Source organism: Rhodopseudomonas boonkerdii, from assembly GCF_021184025.1.
Taxonomy (GTDB): domain Bacteria; phylum Pseudomonadota; class Alphaproteobacteria; order Rhizobiales; family Xanthobacteraceae; genus Tardiphaga; species Tardiphaga boonkerdii.
This window is the reverse complement of sequence record NZ_CP036537.1, coordinates 5,318,974-5,341,073: the sequence shown is the minus strand read 5'-3', so window position 1 is coordinate 5,341,073 and position 22,100 is coordinate 5,318,974. Positions and strand designations below refer to the sequence as shown.

Below are 22,100 nucleotides of genomic sequence, written 5' to 3'. Positions count from 1 at the left end.
GAGAGTCCCGATGATGGATTTCGAGAATATGACGGTCGTCGTGACAGGGGCGAGCCGTGGCATTGGGCGGGCGATCGCCGAAGGTTTTGCATCATTTGGCGCGCACCTTCATCTTTTGGCCGACGATCCATCGGTGCTGTCGGTCGCCGATGGACTGTTTGCGAGCGGTCACATTGCAGATGTGACCGACAGCGCAGCGCTCGAAGACGTGTTCGCTAAGATCGGAGATATCGATGTCCTCGTGAACAATGCCGGCCTGGAAAGACTAACGCCGCTGGCCGACCTTAGTGAGGACAACGAGCGGATTTTCAGGCGCATCATCGACATCAATATTACGGGCACATTCCTAACAACGCGGCATGCCTTGCCTCGCATGCGTGCGAATGGTCGGGTGATCTCGACATCCTCCGCCTGGGGGCGCGCGCCGGAACCGCTATTCAGTGCCTATGTCGCTTCCAAACATGCGATCATCGGGTTGACCAAAACATGGGCTAAGGAGCTCGGGCCGCGCGGCATCACCGCCAATGCGGTCGCGCCTGGATGGGTTCGCACCGATGCTTCCCTCCGATCGCTGGAGGAAATGGCCGACCGTCAGTCGCGATCGCAGCAGGACATGCTCGACGATATTCTGTCTGGGCAGGCGCTAGACGGATTGATGGATCCCGCCGATGTCGTCGGGCCCTATCTGTTCCTAGCGTCTCCCATGTCGGTCAATATTACGGGGCAGACGATCGGTGTCGACCGGGGCGAAGTGCCTTTCTGATAGCCGGTCTAGAATCCTTCCTCCCTGGCATCCCTGCTACCCAGGGTCGAAGCAGGTGCCTGCGTGAACAGGTCGAAATAGCGAAGCTTTGACGGATCCATTCAGTGCTCGATCGTTGCACGAGATCGACGAACAGTAATCGCGCGCATCCCGTCGCGCCCCAGAACAAAAGAATCGATCCGTAGTATAAAAACCTAAGCATTGTGACCGCACATCTGCGGCCTTCATACTCGCTTTGGTAAGATCGATTGTTCCAAGCTATCTTGCCGATAGCCGGCGCTTGAATTGTTCGGGCTGATCTCAAAAAGCGATATCTTGTGCTTACCCCGAGCCGCAGGCCGCGTTGCTTCCGCACGTCCGATCAAGGGCTTTCCGGTATCTGTATTACTAGAACACGATCGCTTGCGTGATCGGTGTTTGACTGATTTCTAGGCGCTGCCGAGTTCTTCTGCATCGAAGATGTTCATCGATTAGCTGTTTTTGCTTGTGATCGACGAGAGACGATGTGAGATCGCTCTTACGGCCCTTGCACATGTGACAGCGTGGTTTTCCAAACTGAAAATCGCCTCATGGTTTGCGTGCATCGTTGTTGCCACGACAGCGCGCGACATGCGAATGCGATGAGATGATGCAAGATAAAATCCGCTGTATCTTATTGAGAATGAAAGTATCTACCTAATATTCGATCTATATCGTCTGAAGTCGGCGCTTGGTGATTTGATAATAACGTTATCTCTGCAAGTATAGATGATCAGTATACTCAAATATCGACATGCGTTGCGGCGCCTTTGTTCGGCGATTGGGTGTGTTCGAGGGTAGTTGATTGTGGCCGTGTTCGCGCCTTGGCACAGGCGTTGCTGATCCTGTTGTCGCGTAGCCGCCGATTTGGTGGCCCGCGACAACCGAGGATCATGTAAGCGATGCCGACTTGTTCTGAACCGATGCCATCTTTGAGAGACCTTGCCGCCGCAACGTCAGCAAACGTCGTCTATCGCGGTGAGGCCAAATCGCACGCTGCCAAACGTGTTCAGGCAGGCAAAGGCATTGCCAGCATCGTCGAAAATGGAATGTGCGTCGGGTGCGGGCTTTGCGAGAGTGTCGCTGGCCGCGATAGTCTGCAAATGACGATGGGGAGCAACGGCTTCTTGCGTCCGGTCGTGGCGGGCCACGAGCTGGCTGCCAAAGTGGAAGACGAAATTCTGACGATCTGTCCTGGCCTGCGACAGCACAAGGACGGTGATGAGGCGCGCGCCGATCCTGTGTGGGGAGTTAGGCGGGGGACTTATGTCAGCGAGGTCGTCGATGGTCGCATGAGCTTCGAAGGGGCATCAGGCGGCGCGATCACGGCGATCACGACCCGGTTGATTGAGGCCGATGAGGTGAAGAGCGTATTGCATGTGATGGCCGATCCTGAGCGACCTATGCGAAGCGTCGCCTGCGTCAGCCAGTCGAGGGAGGATATCCGCCGTGCTGCCGGCTCGCGCTACGGGCCGGTGGCGCCGTTGACGCGGCTCCATGAGGTGCTGGACCGTGGCGAGCCGTTCGCATTTGTCGGCAAGCCTTGCGACGTCGCGGGCGTTCGTAACATGGCCAAGCGTGATGCGCGTATCGACAAGCTGATGCGTGCCGCGATTTCATTTCCATGCGGCGGCTTGCCCAGCCATAGCGCGTCGGTGCGCATGGCCGCGCGTTACGGCTTCGCTGAGGACGACATCAGCCTGATGCGGCATCGCGGCCATGGATGTCCCGGTCCAACGCGTATCGAGGCATCGGATGGGCGTGCGCATGAGCAGGATTTCGACGATACCTGGTTCAAGGAGTTTGGACCGGATGTTCAATTCCGCTGCAAGATCTGCCCAGATAGTATGGGCGAACAGGCCGATATCGTTTGCGGCGACGCTTGGGATGTTGATGGCAAGCGGGACAACGTCAATCTCATGATAGCACGGACGAAGGCCGGCGCGAAGCTCATTGACAGCTTAGCACAAGCGGGCGTCCTCAAGCTCAAGCCGCTCGACGATGGTGCGCTCGATCGCATGCAGCCACATCACCGGGCGCGGAAAATCGCGGTCGCGGCGCGACTTCTCGGTCTTCTGATGGCAGGACAAATGATCCCGTCATTCCGAAATATGGGATTGATCAGGAGCGCCATTCACGGATGGCGGGATGCACTGGCCAATATGCTTGGCGCGCGGGCACGCGCAAAGGCAGGGGGCAACCGGGAGAGCGCCCCCCGGCATATTGAGCAGGGATCGTCGACGTCCTGATCGAATGAGTCGCGCCGGCTATTTCGTCCCGGCGTTTCGGAGTTCCGAACGGCATAACACGCGAAGCGGGCCTGTCCGGCTCGGTGAAGGCGCACGCCCGTGGATAGGCGATGCGATGAACAAATCACTTGAAGCAAACCATAAAGGAGCAGCACTTGTCATCGACTGGACATTCAATCGAAACCTATGGCGCCGATCGGATCCCCGAAGGCGGACAATACGCCTCGCCCATTGGCCTGTTCGGCGTCTTTGTCGGCGCGCAGATGTGTTTCAATCTTGTCGTGCTCGGCTGGCTTCCCATTCGGTTCGGCCTCGGCTTCTGGAGCGCTGAATGTGCCATTGCAGTCGGTCTCTTTATCGGGTGTCTTCTGGTTGGGCCGTTTGCCCTGCTCGGCAGCAGCGCAGGCACCAATAGCGCCGTCAGCAGTGGTGCCTATTTCGGTCGACATGGGCGGCTGATCGGATCCTTCCTCACTTTCTTCATCTCGCTCGGCTTCTTCGCGCTGGTGATATGGACCGGCGCAGATGCGATCACTGGAGGTTTTTCCCGCGCGTTTCATGTTGAGAGCGGAGCGGCGATCAAATCTTGCGGTTACCTCGTCATGGGGCTTGGCTCGATCGGCTTGGCTATCTATGGGCATGACAAAGTCGCCGCCGCGCAAAAATTCGTTGCTATTGCGCTCGGCCTGCTGTTCCTGCTCGGCTTCGTCGCGATGGCGCCTCAGTTCGATATCAATTATGCGGGTGGCGCCTATGTGCTCGGATCGTTCTGGCCAACCTGGTTCATGGCGATGATCGCAGCACTCGCCGTGCCTGTTTCCTATGCGCCGTTTTCGAATGACTATGCGCGCTATATTTCGCGGAACAAGCATTCGGCGCTCAGTATCGGCCTTGCAAATGGCGGCGGCCTTTTCGTCGGTTGCCTGGCCGTGATGACTTTCGGAGCATTCGAGGGCTCGATCTTTGATGTAAAACTTGGCCCGATCGGTGGCATGGTTCAGGGATGTCCCGCTTGGTATATCGGCCCGGTCATCTTGATCGGAGTCGTCGGGCCGCTCTCGCATGGCGCGCTGTGCCTCTACGCGCCAGGTCTCGATTTGTCGTCCTTCTTCAAGCGACTATCGCGCGCGTGGATCACGTTGGCGGTGGGACTGCTAGGTCTCGCCATTGTGTTCCTTGGCGCCTTCGTCTGGGACGCCGTCAATGCATTCATCGCTTTTGTCACGCTGTTTACAGTGGCTACGACGCCATGGATCGTCATTAACCTCATCGGATATTTCCATCGTCAGATGCGTTGGCCCGCGGCAAATTGGAATCTGCGCGCGGTGCTTGCGTGGTTGCCGGCGGTCGCGGTGGGGTTCCTGCTTTCCGAGACCACACTGTTCACCGGCATCTGGAGCGGCATCGCGGGAGGCATCGATATCAGCGTACCAGTTGCAGCTCTTGCCGGTGCATTGATCTATGCCGCGGCGCTCGCGATCTTTCCTGAAGATACCGCCAGCGAGCTACCGGATGCGAGTTACGCGGGAGAGGCCGACAGTTCTGCAGTCAACTTAAGTGGCTAGCGATTGGAACGAGATGGTCGACAGCGGATGCTGGCAGAATCTTGGGACTGTCAGCATTCGCATTTTCAGAGGTATTCTTCCGCCGCAGCCATAGGAAAGTAATTCATTTCTACTTCTTTGCGATGCTATGTCCTGCATCATGCGGGAGGCGCCAGTAAGCGATGGTGGGGAGCAGCGTCAGTAACGCTGTGGCGGCAAACGCCCACTGAAAATCAGTCACCGTGAAAGGGTGACTGCCCGTCGCATCCTCGCTTATGCGGACGATGCTGGCGAGGCGTAGGCATACGGCGCCAAAGGCGATGCCTAGCCCGGTCGTCATTTGCTGCATCGTGCTCCACAAGGTGCTGGCCGAGCTTTTCAGCTCCTCTGAAATGTCGGCATAGCTCAACGTCGTCATCGTCGAGAGTTGTAGCGAGCGCGTCACGCCATACGCGAACAGCACCGCAAACAGCGCGGGCATCGGTGTCGTGGGCGTTACCCATGCAAAGGCGAGAATGCTCAAAGCGACGGCCGTGCCATTCACGATCGCAACAACGCGAAAGCCGAAGCGCCGCATGATCGGTGTGGTCAGGGTTTTCATTCCAAGATTGCCTGTTGCGGTGACCAGCAACAATAGACCGGAATGGAAAGCCGAAAGGCCGAAGCCGATTTGAAACAGAAGCGGTGAAAGATAGGGGATCGCTTCCATTCCCGCTCTCGCAAAGCCGCCCCACCAAACCGATGTGGTGTAAGTCTTCACGCGAAATACTGCGAGATTGAGGATTGGCTGGCGCGTGTTCTGGAGATGCAGGATGGCCATGAGGCCGATGACAACGCCGGCGCTGATGATGCCGCCTGCAAATATCAGGCTCGTCTCCTGGTGGCTTGCCAATTCCATCCCGTAAAGCAGTGCCACAAGGGATGCGCTGGTCAGCAGCAATCCTTTGACGTCGAGTTTCCTGCGGCCCTGACCGGACTGGTTGGGAACGAAAATGATGATGGCGGCAAAGGCAGCGATGGAAAACGGGACATTGAGGAAAAACACCCAATGCCAGGATGCATAGGTGGTGATCAGGCCGCCCACAGTCGGGCCGACCGCCGGCGCAATGATCGCGGGCCATGTGATGGTCGAGATCGCGCGCAGCATATGCGATTGATCGGTGTTGTGCGCAACGATCATGCGCCCCACCGGCACCATCATCGCTCCGCCGGCGCCCTGCAACACGCGGGCAAGCGTGAACGACAGAACGCTGTCGGCCAATCCGCATAAGACGGATGCGATCGTGAAAATGACCACTGCGCTACCGAATACCGTTCGAGTGCCATGCCGATCCGCGATCCAGCCGCTGATCGGAATCAGCACCGCCAGCGTGAGCATATAGGCCGTCATGCCCAGGCTGACTTCGTTGGGGCCGACATGGAAGGATTGCGCCATCTGCGGCAAAGCCGTGGCGATGATCGTCGTATCCAGACTTTCCATGAAATAGGTCGCGGCCACGATAAACGGGAGAACAATGCTGTTTCTCCCAACGCCTTGCGGCATTGATGTTTTTTGCATAGGGGCAGGAGTCCTAGTGGCCGGCTCGTTCGATCGTGCCGCCCCGATTATCAGTCCCCTCAGTCGCCACAATGCGGATGTTCCGCATCCAGACTTCGGCTAGCCCGAAGTCTGGATGCTTGATAAGCAATCGCCATGCGTTTTGATTTCGTTGATCTCCGGCTCTTCTTGGCCGTCGTTGATGCGGGTAGCATTACCCACGGCGCTATCGCCGCCGGACTTTCGTTGCCCGCTGCCAGCGAACGCCTGCGCGCGATGGAGATTGCAAGCGGGGTCAAGCTTCTTGAGCGAGGTCGGCGTGGCGTGTCTCCCACCAATGCGGGCGAGGCACTGGCACATCATGCAGCGCTGGTTCAGCGCCAGATGGCGCAAATGCGCGGTGAACTCGATGAGCATGCCAAAGGGCTCAGGACCGTCATCCGGCTGATGGCGCCCACGGCGGCAATCACCGAGTTCTTGCCGGAACGGCTTGCGCCTTGGATGGCGGCGAATCCTCACACTGACGTAGATCTGCGTGAGCGGCAGAGTTCGGAGATCGTGCGGGCACTCTCGGCTGGCTTGACCGAGATCGGTATCATCTCCGACACGGTCAGCACCGATGGCTTGAGGCTCCGTCCGTTCGCGATCGATCAATTGGTGGTGGTTGCACATCACGACCATCCGCTGGCGAATCGCAAGGACGTTCTGTTCACCGATATCGTGCATGAGAATTTCATCGGCCTGGCAGAAGGCGCCTTGCAGCAAAATCTCGATGGGCGTGCGCTGATCGCCGGTGGTCGCCTTAAGACCCGCGTCCGAACGCGAACGTTCGAAGGCATCTGCCGTATGGCGGCCGACGGCGTCGGCCTCGGCATCGTTCCGGCGACGACGGCGCGCAATTGTCGGCGCTTCATGCAGATTGCATTTGTTCGCCTCGCCGATGATTGGGCTACGCGCAGATTCTCTGTCTGCACGCGGGCCCAGGAAAATATCGCTCCGACCGCGCGTGCGCTCGTGGAGCATCTGACGTCAGGTGAGCAGAGGCTTTCGGGCGGAGAGCCATCGGGCGAGCCAGGGTGAGCGCGACGACCGGGATAGTGGCTGTCGCAAAACTGTCGTGTCGGGCCTCTATTGCTCCTTTCCGTTCAGGGCGGCTTGTACATTATCGCGTTGCGACGATAAGCAGCCGATGCATATTGCGTTTGTGGCGCGTGGAATTCAGCTCCTGCGATTGCGGCGATGCGACTTCGGCGGGGCGGTCAGTTGAGGCGAGTCTGGTGCAGTCCTTTTGGCGGCCTAGCTTTTCTGGCGCTGTTTTTCATGTCGGGCGCCGCTGCCGCCGCGCCTGACACGGTCAAAGAACTGCCGCCCGATTTCGAGATCCAAGCACAGCCGCTTGCAAATGCCTTGACGCGTTACGGCGACCTCACGGGGCGTGAGGTTTTCTATCAGGCGCGCCTCGTCGAGGGACGCATATCGAATCCTGTCGCCGGACGGATGGCGCCGCTCGATGCTCTTGTAAGGCTGCTGGAAGGCACGGGTCTGCGAGCCCGTTTTCTCGATGATGGCTCGTTTATATTGTCCTTGCCTTCGCAGGATGTGCCATCCGCAAACTCGCCGTCCGGCCACGCGGTTGCACAGCGTTACTACGCGCAAATCCAGGTCGCGCTACGCGAGAGCTTTTGCCGGCAGGGCGTTCTGGAGCCGGGCACGTTCCGTGCAGTTGCGCTGATCTGGATCGGTCCGCGGGGCAATGTCGAACATGTGCAACGGCTCAGTTCGGCCGGGACGCCAGCGATCGACCGCAATATCGACGCTGCATTGCTCGGCGTCAGACTGGAACAACGCCCGCCGGCCGCTTTCACTCAGCCGGCCTTGATCATGATGGTGCCACAGACCGTCGGCGCTACAGGCTGCCGCCAGGACAGCGGGTCGATGCGTGCGGGGCAGCCATGAGTGAAGGCGGTCTCACAACGCTGCGACGCGTTTTTCTCGATCGCTATGACGATCTCAGGAAGCGTCTGGCACCGCGGCTCGGATCGGCGGACCTTGCCTCCGAAGTCCTGCAGGAAACCTGGCTGCGGCTGTCACGGCTGGATGTCGGCACCGGAGTGAAAAGCCCCAACAGCTATCTTTTCCGAACCGTCCTGAATGTTGCGTTCGATCTTTATCAGTCCGAAAAGCGGCATCTGTCTGCACTGGAAATCGAGGGCTTGCTCGATCTAGCCGACGATATGCCAGACCCGCTTCGGATAACCCAGGCCCGTGCCGATCTACGGGCAATGAAAGCTGTGTTGACGGAATTGCCGGCGCGGCGCCGTGCCATTCTGCTGGCGGCCCGGGTCGATGGTCTGTCCTTACAGGAGATCGCCACCAAGCTCGGCGTCTCGCTGCGGCTTGTGTCCAAGGAGTTGCGGCTGGCCCACGAATATATTGTGGCTCGCCGGGAAGAACTGGGGCGCTGATCGTGCACGATCGGCGAATGAAAGCAGTCTAGGATATGACGAATTTGTTTTTGTGCGCCGACAAGGCATGCGGCGCATCGACGTCTGGGGGCGGGCCGAGATCATGATCAAGCTGCACAATACGACGCCGGAGCTGGATGAGATCCAGCGCGAAGCCGTCGTTTGGGTCCAGCGGCTTGTATCGGGACAAGCGACCGCCGCGGATGCTGCCGCGCTGAAGGGCTGGCGAGCCACCAGTCCGCAGCACGCCCGCGCCTTCGCCGAGGCAAGTCGGGCCTGGAGCGATGTGGCGTCGGCCGGCCGCGATTTGCAGGACGATGGCAGGAGTGCCACCGAAATGCTGGTGTATCTACGCCGACGGGCCGTCAATCGACGCGTCTTTTTGGGCGGCGGCGTTGCTGCAGCGGCGGCGGTGACTTATGGCGTCATCCATCCCCCGCTAGATTTATGGCCGTCGCTATCCCAGCTCCGTGCGGATTATCGCACGGCGACCGGCGAGCAGCGCGACATCAAGCTCGCGGGAGATGTGGCCGTGCGAATGAATACGCAGACAAGCCTTGCCTTGCGTGTGGTCGACGGTCGACAGGCTCAGGTCGAGCTGGTTTCTGGCGAAGCATCGTTCGATCTGCCTTCGTCGAGTGCGCCTGCATTGTCGGTTTTCGCAGCCGATGGCCGGACGCAGGCAAAGCATGGGCGTTTCGACATCCGCCGTCTGGTGCGCGGCAACGATCGTGCGGTTCATGTCACCTGTTTTGACGGTGACATCGATGTCGAATGTCGCGGGCAAAGTGCCGTGCTCCATGCAGGACAGCAACTCAGATATAGCGATCATGGTCTCGGCGACGCCACGGCGATCGATCCGGAAAGTGCATCCAACTGGTCGCGCGGCATCGTCGTTTTTCACAATACTCCGCTGCGGGACGCGATCGACGAGATCAATCGCTACCGCCCAGGCCACATCGTGCTGATCAATGCTGCCTTGGCGGACAGGCAGATGACCGGCCGGTTCCGCATCGACCAGATGGACAGTATCCTGATCCGTCTAGAGCAGGCGGTTGATGCGCGAATTCGAGCTCTCCCGGGAGGCTTGGTGCTACTGGGTTGACGAGGTGGCATCTCGACGACGGAAGATTCTTTTAAGAAAGCGTGCACGATTTCGCGGACGATCCAGTCTTAATGCTGAGGCCTTTCAGTCCCCCGCGTGACTGACGGCATAGTGCTAAGTCCGAGGAATCGCCCGTGTCCGCAGCGTCTATGATTTCCGCTTTATCTTCTCTGCCTATTCGCCGTGTCTCGCGCGGCGTGATGCTTGCCGGTGCCAGTGTCGGTGCCGTGATGCTGATGACTGGCGGCGCGGCGCAGGCACGTTCGGTCAATGGCGGTGGCGGAGGTGTTCTGGCCGCGCCGAACCTCGCATCGGATGCAGTCACGCTGGCGGCGCAGCAGGCAGCGGCGGTGGCGCGGCAAACGCAGGGATCGCTCGCACGGGCTGCGAAAGCAGTGCAGGACATGCAGGCGGTACAGGCGGCGGCGCGCGCCGCAGCGGCTGCGCGGCAGACCTCGCTGACGGCACCGATGAATGTTCCGAACGGTCTCGGTGCCGGTGGCTTGCTGCCGAACGTGCCAGCGGGCTGGAGCGGCGCCAATGCACCGGTGCAAGCGGTCGATGCAAACGGGCAAACGCAGGTCGGCATCCGCCAGACCTCGCAGCAGGCGATCCTGAACTGGACGTCGTTCAATGTCGGCGCGAAGACCACGCTGACCTTCGATCAGCAGGGCAATAACGGTTGGGTCGCGCTGAATCGCGTCAATGCGGCGACCGGCCCGAGTCAGATTCTCGGCAATATCAAAGCCGACGGCCAGGTCTATGTGATCAATCAGAGCGGCATCATCTTTGGCGGCAACAGCCAAATCAATGTCGGCTCGCTGATCGCCTCGACGGCGAATATCGTGGATCCATCGACGGTCTATTCCGCGTCGGTCAGCAGCAGCTATGTGCCGAGCTTTACCGGCGCGGGAGAGGGCGGCACCGGCAGCATCGCCGGCAAGATCTTCGTCGAAGCCGGTGCGCAGATCGCAACGAATGCGCCGAGCGTGGCGACGACGGCGGGCGGATATGTCCTGCTGCTTGGCAGTGCCGTGACCAATGCCGGCGCGATCATGACTCCGAAGGGGCAAATAGCGCTCGCGGCCGGCCACGATTTCATTCTGCGTACGGGCCTCGGCACCGACGTCAATGCCTTCTCGACCACACGCGGCAGCGAGATCGCGGTGGGCACCTGGACCGGCACCGGCGCGGGGACATGGGTTGCCGGCGGCGGCGTGGTCACCAATAGCGGCATCGGCTTCGCGCAGCAGGGTGATATCACGCTGACCGGCCATAGCGTCGTGCAGGACGGCGTGCTGCTGTCGTCGACCACGGTGAATCAGCGCGGCACCATCCATCTTTTGAACTCGGCCAGCGACAGCGCGGGCAGCGTCACGCTGACCGGCAATGCACTGTCCGCGATTTTGCCGGAGCTCGACTCGACCGAAACCGCGATGAATTCGCAGCGTGATGCACTGCTTGCGAATTCGGCGACGCAGAATACGGCGCGCACCGTTTCGACCAATGTCGCTGCGCGTTTGGACAATCTGTCGCTGCTCGCCGATCGCGTGGATCAGTCGCGTATTGAGATCGTCACCGGCGGCTCGGTGACATTCAAGAACGGCTCCTACACTGCTGCGCAGGGCGGCCAAATTTCGATCACCGCCAAGCAGCGCATCTTCACCGAGAGTGGCGCCACGCTCGATGTTTCCGGTGTGCGCGACGTGGCGCTCGCGATGGAAAGTAACAATATCAAGGTCAACCTGCAGGGCAACGAACTGCGCGACGCGCCGGCGAATCGCGATTCCAGCGTGCTGAAGAGCAACGATGTGTGGATCGACCTGCGCACGCTGACTTTGGTGCCGGCCGGTGCCGGCGGCTATGCGAGCGATCGCTATTATACCGCGGGCGGTCTCGTCGAAGCTGGCGGCTATGTCGCCAATACTGCGCATACGATCGGCGAATGGGTCGCGATTGGCGGCAGCATTACGCTCAGCGCGCCGGAAGTAGTTGCGCAGAAGGGCTCCGTTTTCAATCTTTCGGGCGGCTCGCTCGATTATGCCGGCGGATGGATTCGCTCGACCAATCTCGTCGGCAGCGATGGACGTATCTATAGCGTCGATCAGGCGCCGTCGAATCTGACTTATGTTTCCTTCGCCGGCGGCTTCTCGCGCACGCATAATATCCAGGGAAAGCAGGACGAGAGCCTCACCGAGATCTGGACCACGATCTTCGATCGAGGCCGCACCTCGCTGCGCTGGGAGGATGGCTACACAGTCGGCCGCGATGCCGGCTCGCTGATCGTTTCGGCGCCGACTGCGCTGCTTGAAGAGACGATGATCAACGACGTCGTCAATGGCCAGCGACAGACCAAAGCCCGCGCGGCGGCGGCGACGGACGGTTACAAACAGGGCCAGACCCAGGTGGCACTGGCTGGTCAGCTCAATATCGGCCAATATAACAGCACGGGTCTGGCCAGCGGTTATGGTTCGGACGTGAAAATCGGCGACATCGCTGGCATCACGGCTGGCATGACGGCGAGCTCGGTGATGCCGTCTGCGCGGGTCAACACCGTCTGGCTCGATGCGTCGACGCTGAATAGCGATCGTCTCGGCGGGCTCGGCATCGCGACCACCGGCAATATCGCTGTGAAGGCGCCACTCGCTTTCGCGCCCGGCGCGCAGGTGGTCTTCTCGGCACCGAACGTCGATATCGCCGCGAATATCACCGCGCCCTCGGGCAGCATCACCGCAACCAATATCCTCGCCACACCAACCGGCAATATCGTGCTCGTGGCGGTGGACGGCACCTCGCAACTGACGCTGCGCAGCGGCGCCACCATCTCGACCAAGGGCATGTGGTCGAATGGCGCCACCAGCGGCGCCGATGTCGCCGCGCTCGGCTTCCTCGACGGTGGCAGCGTCACATTCGACTCGACCTATAACGTGACGCTCGAAAAGGGCTCGACCATCGACGTTTCGTCGGGCGGCGCCATTCTGCTCAACCGCAAGACCCTGGGCGGCATGGGCGGCAATGTCACCATCATCGCCGGTGATGTCGATACGTCGGGCAAGACAGTGTCGGGGCCGGCAAATCTCATAATCGACGGGTCGATCATCGGCTACGGCGTCACTGGCGGCGGCGCGCTGAAAGTGTCCACGCCCGGCACTGTCCTGATCGGTGAGGATGCACTGCTGACCGGCGGCGTGTTGCCGGCGGGGACCGCGGCACCGGTCGCGGTGAAGCTCAGCAAGGCACTGACGATCCCAGCCGGAGTGCCGCTGCCGGCTGATCTGACCACCAGCACAAGTGTCATGTATTTCGATACGCCGCTGCCCTACGCGGTTACGGTTCTGTCGATTCCAAATGTCCCGACGGGCGCAGTTTGGATACCGCCGCTCAGTGTCTTTCCAAGAGATACCAAGGGTAATCTGTTCTTTGGCTCAGTCCCGGCGGGAACGGTCCTCGGCGCTATTCTCGGCTCGATCCCGGCCGGCACGATCGTCCCGTCGGCGGTATTTCCCGCCGGTTTCACTATTAATCCCGTCGTGAGCGTACACAAAGCCGGTACCATCGAATCGACACCGGTCACTTACGCTGCCGGCACGCAATTGGCGGCCGGCATCGTTCTCCCGGTAACGGCTTCGATCATTCCCGCCCAGGGGCTGGCGCCGTCCTTCTTCAATACGGGCTTCTCGACCTACACAGTCAATGGCGCGCAGAACTTGCTCGTCAGCCCCGATGTCGCCGTTGCGCCGACCATGCCGGTGTATCAGTTCACCGCGAGCAGCTATGCTGCGCCATCGGGCAGTGATCCCGCTTCGGTGCTTTCGCTCTGGACGCCGCCGTTGTTCACCGAGAATCAGCGCACATCGACGCTGACCCAGCGCGGTGGCGCCAGCATCACGCTGCAGTCGTCGTTCAACAACGGCAATAGCGGCGGCGCCGTCCTGGTTGGCGATGGCGCGTCGATCAACGTCGATCCCGGCCAGAGCATCACGCTGAACGCGTTTCGTCAGCTCAGCGTGCTCGGCGATCTCACGGCCCCTGGCGGCAATATCACATTGGCCAATGTGGCCAATAGCGGCGCGCTGGCGGCGGCGCGCAATTTCGACGCGACTGGCAAGGGCCTCGGCATGTCGGTTTGGATCGGCTCCGGCGCCAGGCTCGACGTCTCCGGCATCGCCGCAAATGCGCGCGATCTCTCGGGTCATCTCTACGGTCAGGCCACCGGCGGCGGCAGCATCACCATCAACGGCAACGGCTCCTTCGTGATGCTGCGGCCCGGCTCAGAACTTGTCGCCGACGGCGCACAGACCACGATCAACGTGATCAACGGCAACGCTGCGGCGAGCCAGCCGGTCATGGTCGCCAGTGATGGCGGTTCGATCTCGCTCTCGTCCTATAGCGGTCTCTATCTCGACGGTGCCATGCACGCCTTCGCCGGCGGGGCTACTGCGTCCGGCGGCAATCTTTCGGTCGCGCTGCTGACGCCGCTCTTCACCAAGAACGGCAGCGATGCGGTTGCACCCGACAATGTGCTGATGCCGAGCTTGCTAACGGTGACGCAGGCCTATCAGGCCTCGGCGCTGCCGTCGAATATCGCGCCCGGCACCAACGCCGCTTCGCTCAAATTCGGCCAGGCGACGATCAGCGCCGACCGGATCGCGGCGGGCGGCTTCGGCAGCCTGTCGCTGCAGTCGGATGATTTTCTGGTCTTTAGCGGTAGCGTGTCGCTGTCGCTGAACCGCAGCCTGACGCTGAACGCGCCGGATATCACATCGGGTCCGGAACAGGTGTTCCGGTCGCAGGGCCTGTCGCAACTGCCGTTCGTCGTGCCGACCGGCAGCGTGACTCTGGCGGCGCCGGTTGTAACTCTGATGGCGCGCGACGTCGCCAACCCCGACAATGTAGCTACCGGCCGCCTCAGCAATGCAGGGCTCGGCGGCGCGCCGACCGATGCGACCTTCACCGTGACCGCCGACCAGATCGATGTGCGCGGTCCGCTGCATTTCTCAGAAGGGCGCAACAACATCTACGATCCGGCATTCGGCAGCAATACCGACCGTTTGGCTCCAGGTTTCAAGACGGTTACCCTGATCAGCCGGGGCGACATCCGCTTGCTGCCGACGATCCTCGACGCCAAGACCCTCGCCAATAACGGACAGACCTACACCACGATCGCGTCGGACTGGAATATCAACCTGCTCGCCGCGCAGATCTATCCGACCACTGGCACGGTGGCGGAAGTTGTCGCCGGCGCGCGTTTGAGTATTCCGGCCACCGCTCTTGCGTCCGGAATGCTGCCGACGCTGCGCATCGGCCGCACCACCGATACGATTCCGGATGCGCCGCTGTCGGTATTCGGAACTTTGATACTGGCTGCGCCGGTGGTCGAGCAGGGTGGCATCGTTCGGGCGCCGATGGGCTATATCACCCTCGGCTCCCCTCTGAATGGTAACGCCATCTCCGTCACCGGCCGGCAGATCGATCTGTTGCCGGGCAGTCTCACTTCGGTCTCGATGGACGGCGTGACAATTCCCTATGGTGGCACCATCGACGGCGTCACCTACAATTACAACGGCAAGGCGATCAGGCCGCTGCCGCTGCTCAATTTTAACATCACTAGTGCATCGTCCGGCGTCGCGCTGAACGCCGCATCTGTGAATGTGCAGAGCGGGGCGGTGGTCGATACGTCTGGCGGCGGCAATCTGGCGGGCGCCGGCTTCATCTCCGGCCGCGGCGGTTCGGTCGATGTGCTCAAGACCGCGCTTGTCAACGCCAATCCGGACACGCCGTTCAGCAAGTCGACAGACAGGGTCTATGCCATCATTCCCGGCTACAAGTCCGCCTACGCGCCGACGGCGCCGGAAAACGGCGCGGGCGATCCGGCGGTCGGTCAGCAGGTTACGATTCCAGCCGGCGTGCCGGGCCTGCCGGCCGGCACCTACACGCTGCTGCCGTCGAACTACGCGCTGCTGCCGGGCGCCTTCCGCGTCGAACTCGCCGGTGCCAGCCGCGCTGCTCTCGCTGCGCCGTTCTCCATCGGCAATAGCACCTATGCAGCCTCGGTGGTCACCGGCATCGCCAATACGTCGATCCGCAGCAGCCTGCCGATCACCGCGCTCATCACCTCCGGCACCGCGGTGCGCGCCTATTCGCAATATAACGAGCAGGGCTATAGCGACTTCCTGAGCGCCAATACGGCGCAGTTCGGCGGCCTGCGCGCGCTGTTGCCGGCCGACGGCAAGGTGCTGCAGCTCTCGTTCGAGGCGCCGGTCTCGACCGGCGCGGCCCGCAAGCCGGCGCTCACATTCGATGGTACCGCTCTGTTGCAGGGCGCGGCCGGCGGCGGTGCGGGGCAGGTCGTCATGCAGGGCGTGGACGAAATCGCCAATGGCGGACCGGCGACCGGCTATACCGGCGTCTCGGTCAACGCCAATGCGATCGACGCGATCGGCGCGCCGCGGCTGATGATCAATGGTTACACCACCATCACCAATGGTGTGATCCTCTTCGGTGGTGGCCGCAATCTCGCGGTCCGCGACGGTGTGACCCTTACGGCCGGTGAGATCCTGCTGATCGGTGGCAATATCGGCATCGGCAACAAAGTCACGCTGAGCACCATCGGCCGCGGCGCTGTGTCCTATGACAGTTTGTCGTCGGGGATGCCCTACGGCGCAAATCAAACCGCGGTACTGGCGCTCTCCAATGGAGAACTGGATTTCCTGGGCGGTGCGGGCAACGGTTCGATCACCATTGGTGCCGGCTCGCAGCTCTATGCTGAAAACACGCTGGCGATTGCCACCAGCGGCGTGTCGAGCTTCAGCCCGTCCGCGCATTTCGGCGCGCGCAACATCTCGCTGGCCGTCAATACGGTGAATATCGGCAGCGCTGCCGATATCGCCCTTGCCGGCAATCCGTCCGGCTTCGTCTTCGACCAGGCACTGTTCAACCAGCTCGTCAACGGCGATCCGCTGCATGGCGCGCCGGCGCTGCAGAGCATTGCGCTGAGCGCGTCGGGCGCCATCAACGTGTTCGGCAGCACGCGTCTCGATGCCACTGGCACCGGCGTCAATCTCGTGCTCAACACGTCGGCGCTGTATGGCTATGGCGCCGCCAGCGATCATGCGGTGATCGCCGCCGACACCATCACCTGGAACGGCATCCCGGGCGCAACCCCGCCTGCCATCGTCGCGGGTGGCGCGGGCACCGGCAGCGGCACGCTCGATCTCGTCGCCAATGAGCTCCGCTTCGGGCGGTTCGTCTCGCAGGATGTCTCGACGGCGAACCGCGTCGCCTATGGCTTCGGCAATGCGAATGTCACCGGCCGCAACCAGATTATCTCCGGCGGCAACAGCAAGCTGTTCGTCTATCAGGCGCCGAGCGCGGCGACCGGCGCGGTGTTCGGCCAGAGCGGCACGGGCGGCAATCTCAATCTGATCACGCCGCTGCTCACCGGCCAGCAGAAGTCGATCATGGCCTATACGGCCGGCGCCGCGCTGAACGTGGTGGCGCCCGCAGGCGTCGCGCCGAGCGCGGCGACTACCAGCATCGCCGGCGCTGAGATCGCTCTCGCTGCCGACAGCGTCACCATCGGCACCACGGTGCTGCTGCCGAGCGGCAAGCTCGCGGTCACCGCCGCCCATGATATCGCGTTGAAAGGCGGCAGCCGCATCGACCTGTCAGGGCAGGCGTCGCAGATCCAGTCCGCCACCGTCTATGGTTTCGGCGGCACAGCGTCCTTCGCCAGCACGCTGGGCAGCGTAACGCAGGCAGCGGGCGCGACCATCGACGTGTCCGCCACCCATGCGCTGGCCGGCTCGCTCAGCGTGGACGCGCGGAACGGGCTGGCGGTGCTGAACGGCACGCTGAAGGGCGCGGCGGACGATGACGGCAGCAGCGCCATGTTCGGCGTCGTCAGTGGCACGATGTCCAACGCGGCCTTCGCCGCACTCAACGGCTCGCTAAACCAGGGCGGCTTCCTCGCTGCGCGCAGCTTCGACATCCGCAATGGCGATCTCACCATCGACAATGGCGTCAAGGCGCAGAACGTGACCGTGGCGCTGGACAACGGCACGTTGACGGTCGTCGGCACCATCGATGCGTCAGGCGATGCGCCCGGCTCCATCCGTCTGTCGGCGAGCGGCGACCTGAATCTGGCGTCGAACGCCGTGCTCGATGTCCATGGCAATGTGCTGCAGATCGATAGCTATAACAATCCGATCGAGGCGAAGAACCGCGGCCATATCGAGCTGACGAGCGCGAACGGCAAAGTCTCCCTCGCGCGAAACGCGACCTTCGATCTGCATACGCAGGACGGCGTTGCCTATGGCGATGTGCAACTCAATGCGCGGCGCACCGGACTGACCACGGGCGACATCAATATCGATGCCGCACAACCGCTCAACATTGTTGGCGCCCGCAGCATAGCGATAAACGGTTTCTGGACTTATACACTGCCGGCTGGGAGCGCGATCACGCAAGCGGCGCTGGCTGGTTATGACGCCGACAACACGGCCTTCATCAATGCCGCCGCCACATCGGGCCTAGCCGGGAAAGTCACGGGTCTGTCGGCCTATGGCGGCGCCTATCACCTGCGGCCGGGCGTGGAGATCACCTCGACCGGCGATCTCTCCACCTCGGGCGACATCGATCTTTCCGGCTATCGTTACGGCCCGGGTGCCGATCGCAATACGGCTTCGGCGACCTATGGTGCCGGCGAGCCGCTGGCGCTGGTGATCCGTGCCGGCGGCAATCTCAAGATTGGCGGCAGTATTTCGGACGGGTTCCGGGCATCGGCCGGGAAAGCAGCGACTTATACGGTGCTCGATGCCACCGGCATCACGAGTCAGTTTGCGACCTATACGCAGACTTACAACGGCACGTATACGTTCTATCAAAAGAAAGCCAACGCCGACCTTGTCGTTATAAGCGCTTGGACGGTTCCGAGCGCCACCGGTAACTTCTACGCCTGGTGGGCGAATGATTGGTGGGGCAATTGGCTGACTGACACGAATGGCCACGCTTACGTTGCAGGCGAAACCATTCCTGCCGGGACAGTGCTGAGCTATTCGAAGAGCGGTAATATACTCGCTTTCGATCCGGCGAATATGCCTACTCTTGGCGCGATCGTGCCGGCGATTCCCGGCTCGGCTCCGACCACCCCCATGGCCGCGATGCTTGCGCCGGGCTCAATCTCGGCCTCGATCCGCCTCGTCGCCGGTGCCGATCTCGCCAGCGCCGATCAGCGCGCGCTGCAGACAACGCAAGCGCTCGGCGGCACCGGCAATCTCACGCTCAGCGACGCCGCCTACAACACCTCGCTGAACGCGAAGCTCTTCAGCGTGCTGCGCACCGGCACCGGCAATCTCGATCTGCTCGCCGGTGGCAGTTTCAGCGAGGCGACGCCTTACGGCGTTTACACCGCCGGCACGCAATCGACCCCGTTGTCGGCTAATACCGCCTATGATCTGCTCGGCCAGACCAGCGGCGGCACCAGCCATGTCTGGTATCCCGAACATGGCGGCGACGTGCTGCTGTCGGCGCAGCAGGATGTCTCCGGCTATATCCAGATCGCCGACGGCAACACGCGGACCCTTGATTCCGATCTCACCGGCAACTGGCTGGTGAAGCAGGGGGGCGGCGTGATGTCGTCCGATCCCGGCGCCTGGGGCATCAATTTCGGCCGCAACACCATCACCGCCAGTGCGACGGTCAACAAGCTGGTCGGCTTCCAGGGCATTGGCACGCTCGGCGGCGGCAATCTCACACTGCTGGCTGGCCGCAATGCCGGCGCCGCCTCTGGTGGCATCAGCACCTCCTATATATCGACCGGTCTCGATCTGGTGGTAGCTTCCACCGGCCGCGTGCAGGCCAATGGCACGTTGCTCCAGACCGGCGGCGGTGACCTGACGCTGCGCGTCGGCGGTACGCTGAACACGGTCAGCACGACCAGCGCCAGCAACTATGGTTCGGATTATTTCGGCGCGGTCAGCAATCTGCGCGGCGATATCACGGTACAGGCCGGCGCGATCGGTTCGATCAGCCAGAACGGCTTTGCCGGTAACTTCACCTCGCTCGACCCGCGGGCTGCCGAAGCGAATGTGTTCAAGGCCAGCGCCAAGTCACCGGGGCCGACTTTCATCCCGGGCGATGGCAATGTCAGCATCGCGACCCGCGGCGACCTAGTGTTCGGCGGCGCCGCCGATGCCGGCATGGGCGTGACGCTCGACCAGAATGGCCTGCCTTATACACCCGTCGGCGCCTCGACGCCGCTCAGTCAGGGCGCGCAAGTGTCCTTCGCGCTTTACACCGCCAATACCGCGATCGGTCTCTATGCGGCAGGCGGCGATGTGGCGCCGCTCACCGGCGGCGGCGATTTCCAGAACCGGCCGCAAAACGGCCGGGGCTTCTTCCCGGGCACGCTGCGCGTCGCCGCGGCCAATGGCGATATCCGTTTTTCCGCACAGCTAGGGACCAGCTTCCCGGTGCTCGAACTGATGCCGTCGCCGATCGGCCAGATCGATTTGCTAGCTGCCGGATCGATCTATGGTTCGGGCCAGGTGGTGGCGATGTCGGGCGCCGATATGAGCACGCTGGCGACGCACTTGCGTCCGGTGATCAGTGTCACCCGGACGATCAACGGACAGACTTCGACCGTGACCAATGCCACGGCGAATGCGGCGTATAATCTCGACATTAGAAGTCCGATCGCGTTCGGCGAGGATAATGCGCTCACCGATCTGCATGCCGGCGACAGCCAGCCGGCGCGCGTCTATGCCGGCACCGACATCACCGATCTCACGCTCGGGCAGGTGAAGACCTTCTTGCCGACCGATAGGCTCGTCATACCGACCCACACCACCTGGTACATCGCCGCCAAGCCGTTCGAGGTGATCGCCGGTCGCGATATCGTCGGCAGTGGCTCGGTGTCTGATGTGTTCCTGAATCGCGGCCCGAACGACATCACGCTGCTGCAGGCCGGCCGCGACATCATTTATCAGTCGGCGATCATTGGCGGTCCCGGCCTGATGCAGGTCCAGGCCGGCCGCAATCTCTATCAGGGCTATTACGGCTCGCTCACCAGCGTTGGCGATCTCGTCCATCCCGCCAATATCAAGGGCGGCGCGGGCATCGCCACGGTGGTCGGCACCGGCGCGGCTGGGCCGGACTATGCCAGTTTCGCTAAGCGCTATTTCGACGTCGCCAATCTTTTGCCGGGTGACGGCACACCGCTCGCCGGTAGCGGCAAGGTCGTGAAGACTTACGCTGACGAACTCTATGCCTGGCTTCAGAATCGCTACGCCTACAGGGGTAACGCGGCTGACGCGTTGGCCTATTTCCTGACGCTGCCGAAGCTTCAGCAAGGCGTGTTCGTGCGACAGGTCTACTACGCTGAGCTGACGCTGGGCGGGCGCGAATACAACGACCCGAACAGCCCGCGCAAAGGCAGCTATCTGCGTGGCCGTGAGGCCATCGCCACGCTGTTCCCGGATCGAGACGCGAATGGCAATCCGCTGAACTATGCCGGCAAGTTGACCATGTTCAGCGGCGTGCTCAACAACAAGGCTTATGACGCGGGCATCCACACCCAGTTCGGTGGTGATATTCAGATCCTCAATCCGGGCGGCCAGACCGTGATCGGGGTCGAGGGCGTCGCGGCGGGCGCTGGCGCAGGTCTGGTCACCCAGGGGCAGGACAGCAATATCGACATCTATTCGCTCGGTAGTGTGCTGCTCGGCCAGAGCCGCGTGATGACGACCTTTGGCGGTGATATTCTGGCCTGGTCCGCCACCGGCGACATCAATGCGGGGCGTGGCTCCAAGACCTCTGTGACGTTCACGCCGCCGCTGCGCAAGACCGACAAGTTCGGTGTCGTCACGGTGTCACCGGCGGCTCCGGCCAGCGGGGCCGGCATCGCCACGCTGGTCACCGTGCCGGGCACCCGCCCGAGCAATATCGACCTGATCGCGCCGCTTGGCACCATCGACGCCGGCGAAGCGGGCATCCGTGTATCCGGTAATATCAATCTTGCCGCGCTGCAGGTATTGAACGCCGCAAATATCCAGGTGCAGGGGACCGCAACCGGCATTCCGACGGTTCAGGCGCCGAGTATTGCGGCTGCGCTCACGACGACCAACGCCACTGCCGCGACCCAGCAGACTGCGACCCCAAATCAGGGAAGCGGCAACGAACGACCATCGGTGATCATCGTCGAAGTGCTCGGCTATGGCGGGAGCGACAGCGAAGACCGCCGCAACGATCGCGACGATCGATCTCGCAACCAGACGCAGCGCTATGACCCCAACGACTCGGCGCGCGTATTGGGCAACGGTCGATTCACACGCGAGCAGACAGGCGATCTCACGGAAGAGGAACGAGCCAAGCTGCGTCAGTTGAGTGGGAATAGTTCGCTGTAATGCGACGCAGTCGCG

9 protein-coding genes are annotated in these 22,100 nt (G+C 61.8%); 8 read left to right on the top strand and 1 reads right to left on the bottom strand.

Translation table 11 applies throughout. The features are described 5' to 3' along the window. Positions 1–10: 10 nt before the first annotated feature. The 3 genes from E0H22_RS24540 to E0H22_RS24530 all read left to right on the top strand — a co-directional run bounded on the left by E0H22_RS24540 (position 11) and on the right by E0H22_RS24530 (position 4,595). On the top strand, positions 11–763 hold the full coding sequence (locus E0H22_RS24540) for an SDR family NAD(P)-dependent oxidoreductase (RefSeq protein WP_233023535.1): 753 nt from the start codon (positions 11–13) through the stop codon (positions 761–763). A gap of 1,121 nt (positions 764–1,884) precedes the next feature. Further along, positions 1,885–3,030: a Coenzyme F420 hydrogenase/dehydrogenase, beta subunit C-terminal domain gene (locus E0H22_RS24535; RefSeq protein ID WP_233023534.1), complete on the top strand. Its 1,146-nt coding sequence runs from the start codon at positions 1,885–1,887 to the stop codon at positions 3,028–3,030. A gap of 155 nt (positions 3,031–3,185) precedes the next feature. Beyond that, entirely contained in the window at positions 3,186–4,595 is a 1,410-nt protein-coding gene (locus E0H22_RS24530) for a purine-cytosine permease family protein (RefSeq protein WP_233023533.1), read from the top strand. 109 nt (positions 4,596–4,704) lie between these two features. On the opposite strand, the gene E0H22_RS24525 is transcribed toward E0H22_RS24530, so the two are convergent. After that, on the bottom strand, positions 4,705–6,204 hold the full coding sequence (locus E0H22_RS24525) for an MFS transporter (protein WP_233023532.1): 1,500 nt from the start codon (positions 6,202–6,204) through the stop codon (positions 4,705–4,707). Between the two features lie 63 nt (positions 6,205–6,267). On the opposite strand from E0H22_RS24525, the gene E0H22_RS24520 reads away from it, so the two are divergent. From E0H22_RS24520 to E0H22_RS24500, 5 genes are all read left to right on the top strand, one after another. Continuing rightward, positions 6,268–7,191: a LysR family transcriptional regulator gene (locus E0H22_RS24520; protein ID WP_233023531.1), complete on the top strand. Its 924-nt coding sequence runs from the start codon at positions 6,268–6,270 to the stop codon at positions 7,189–7,191. 240 nt (positions 7,192–7,431) lie between these two features. Further along, entirely contained in the window at positions 7,432–8,067 is a 636-nt protein-coding gene (locus E0H22_RS24515) for an STN domain-containing protein (RefSeq protein ID WP_233023530.1), read from the top strand. Continuing rightward, on the top strand, positions 8,064–8,576 hold the full coding sequence (locus E0H22_RS24510; RefSeq protein WP_233023529.1) for an RNA polymerase sigma factor: 513 nt from the start codon (positions 8,064–8,066) through the stop codon (positions 8,574–8,576). Before E0H22_RS24515 ends, E0H22_RS24510 begins: the two co-directional genes overlap by 4 nt. 67 nt (positions 8,577–8,643) lie before the next feature. Continuing rightward, the gene (locus tag E0H22_RS24505; protein WP_430715184.1) at positions 8,644–9,681 is read left to right on the top strand and encodes a FecR family protein; all 1,038 of its coding nucleotides are present in this window, start codon (positions 8,644–8,646) and stop codon (positions 9,679–9,681) included. Positions 9,682–9,815: 134 nt separating this feature from the next. Beyond that, complete coding sequence (locus E0H22_RS24500; protein WP_233023528.1) at positions 9,816–22,085, top strand: filamentous hemagglutinin family protein; 12,270 nt, start codon at positions 9,816–9,818, stop codon at positions 22,083–22,085. Positions 22,086–22,100 lie beyond the last annotated feature (15 nt).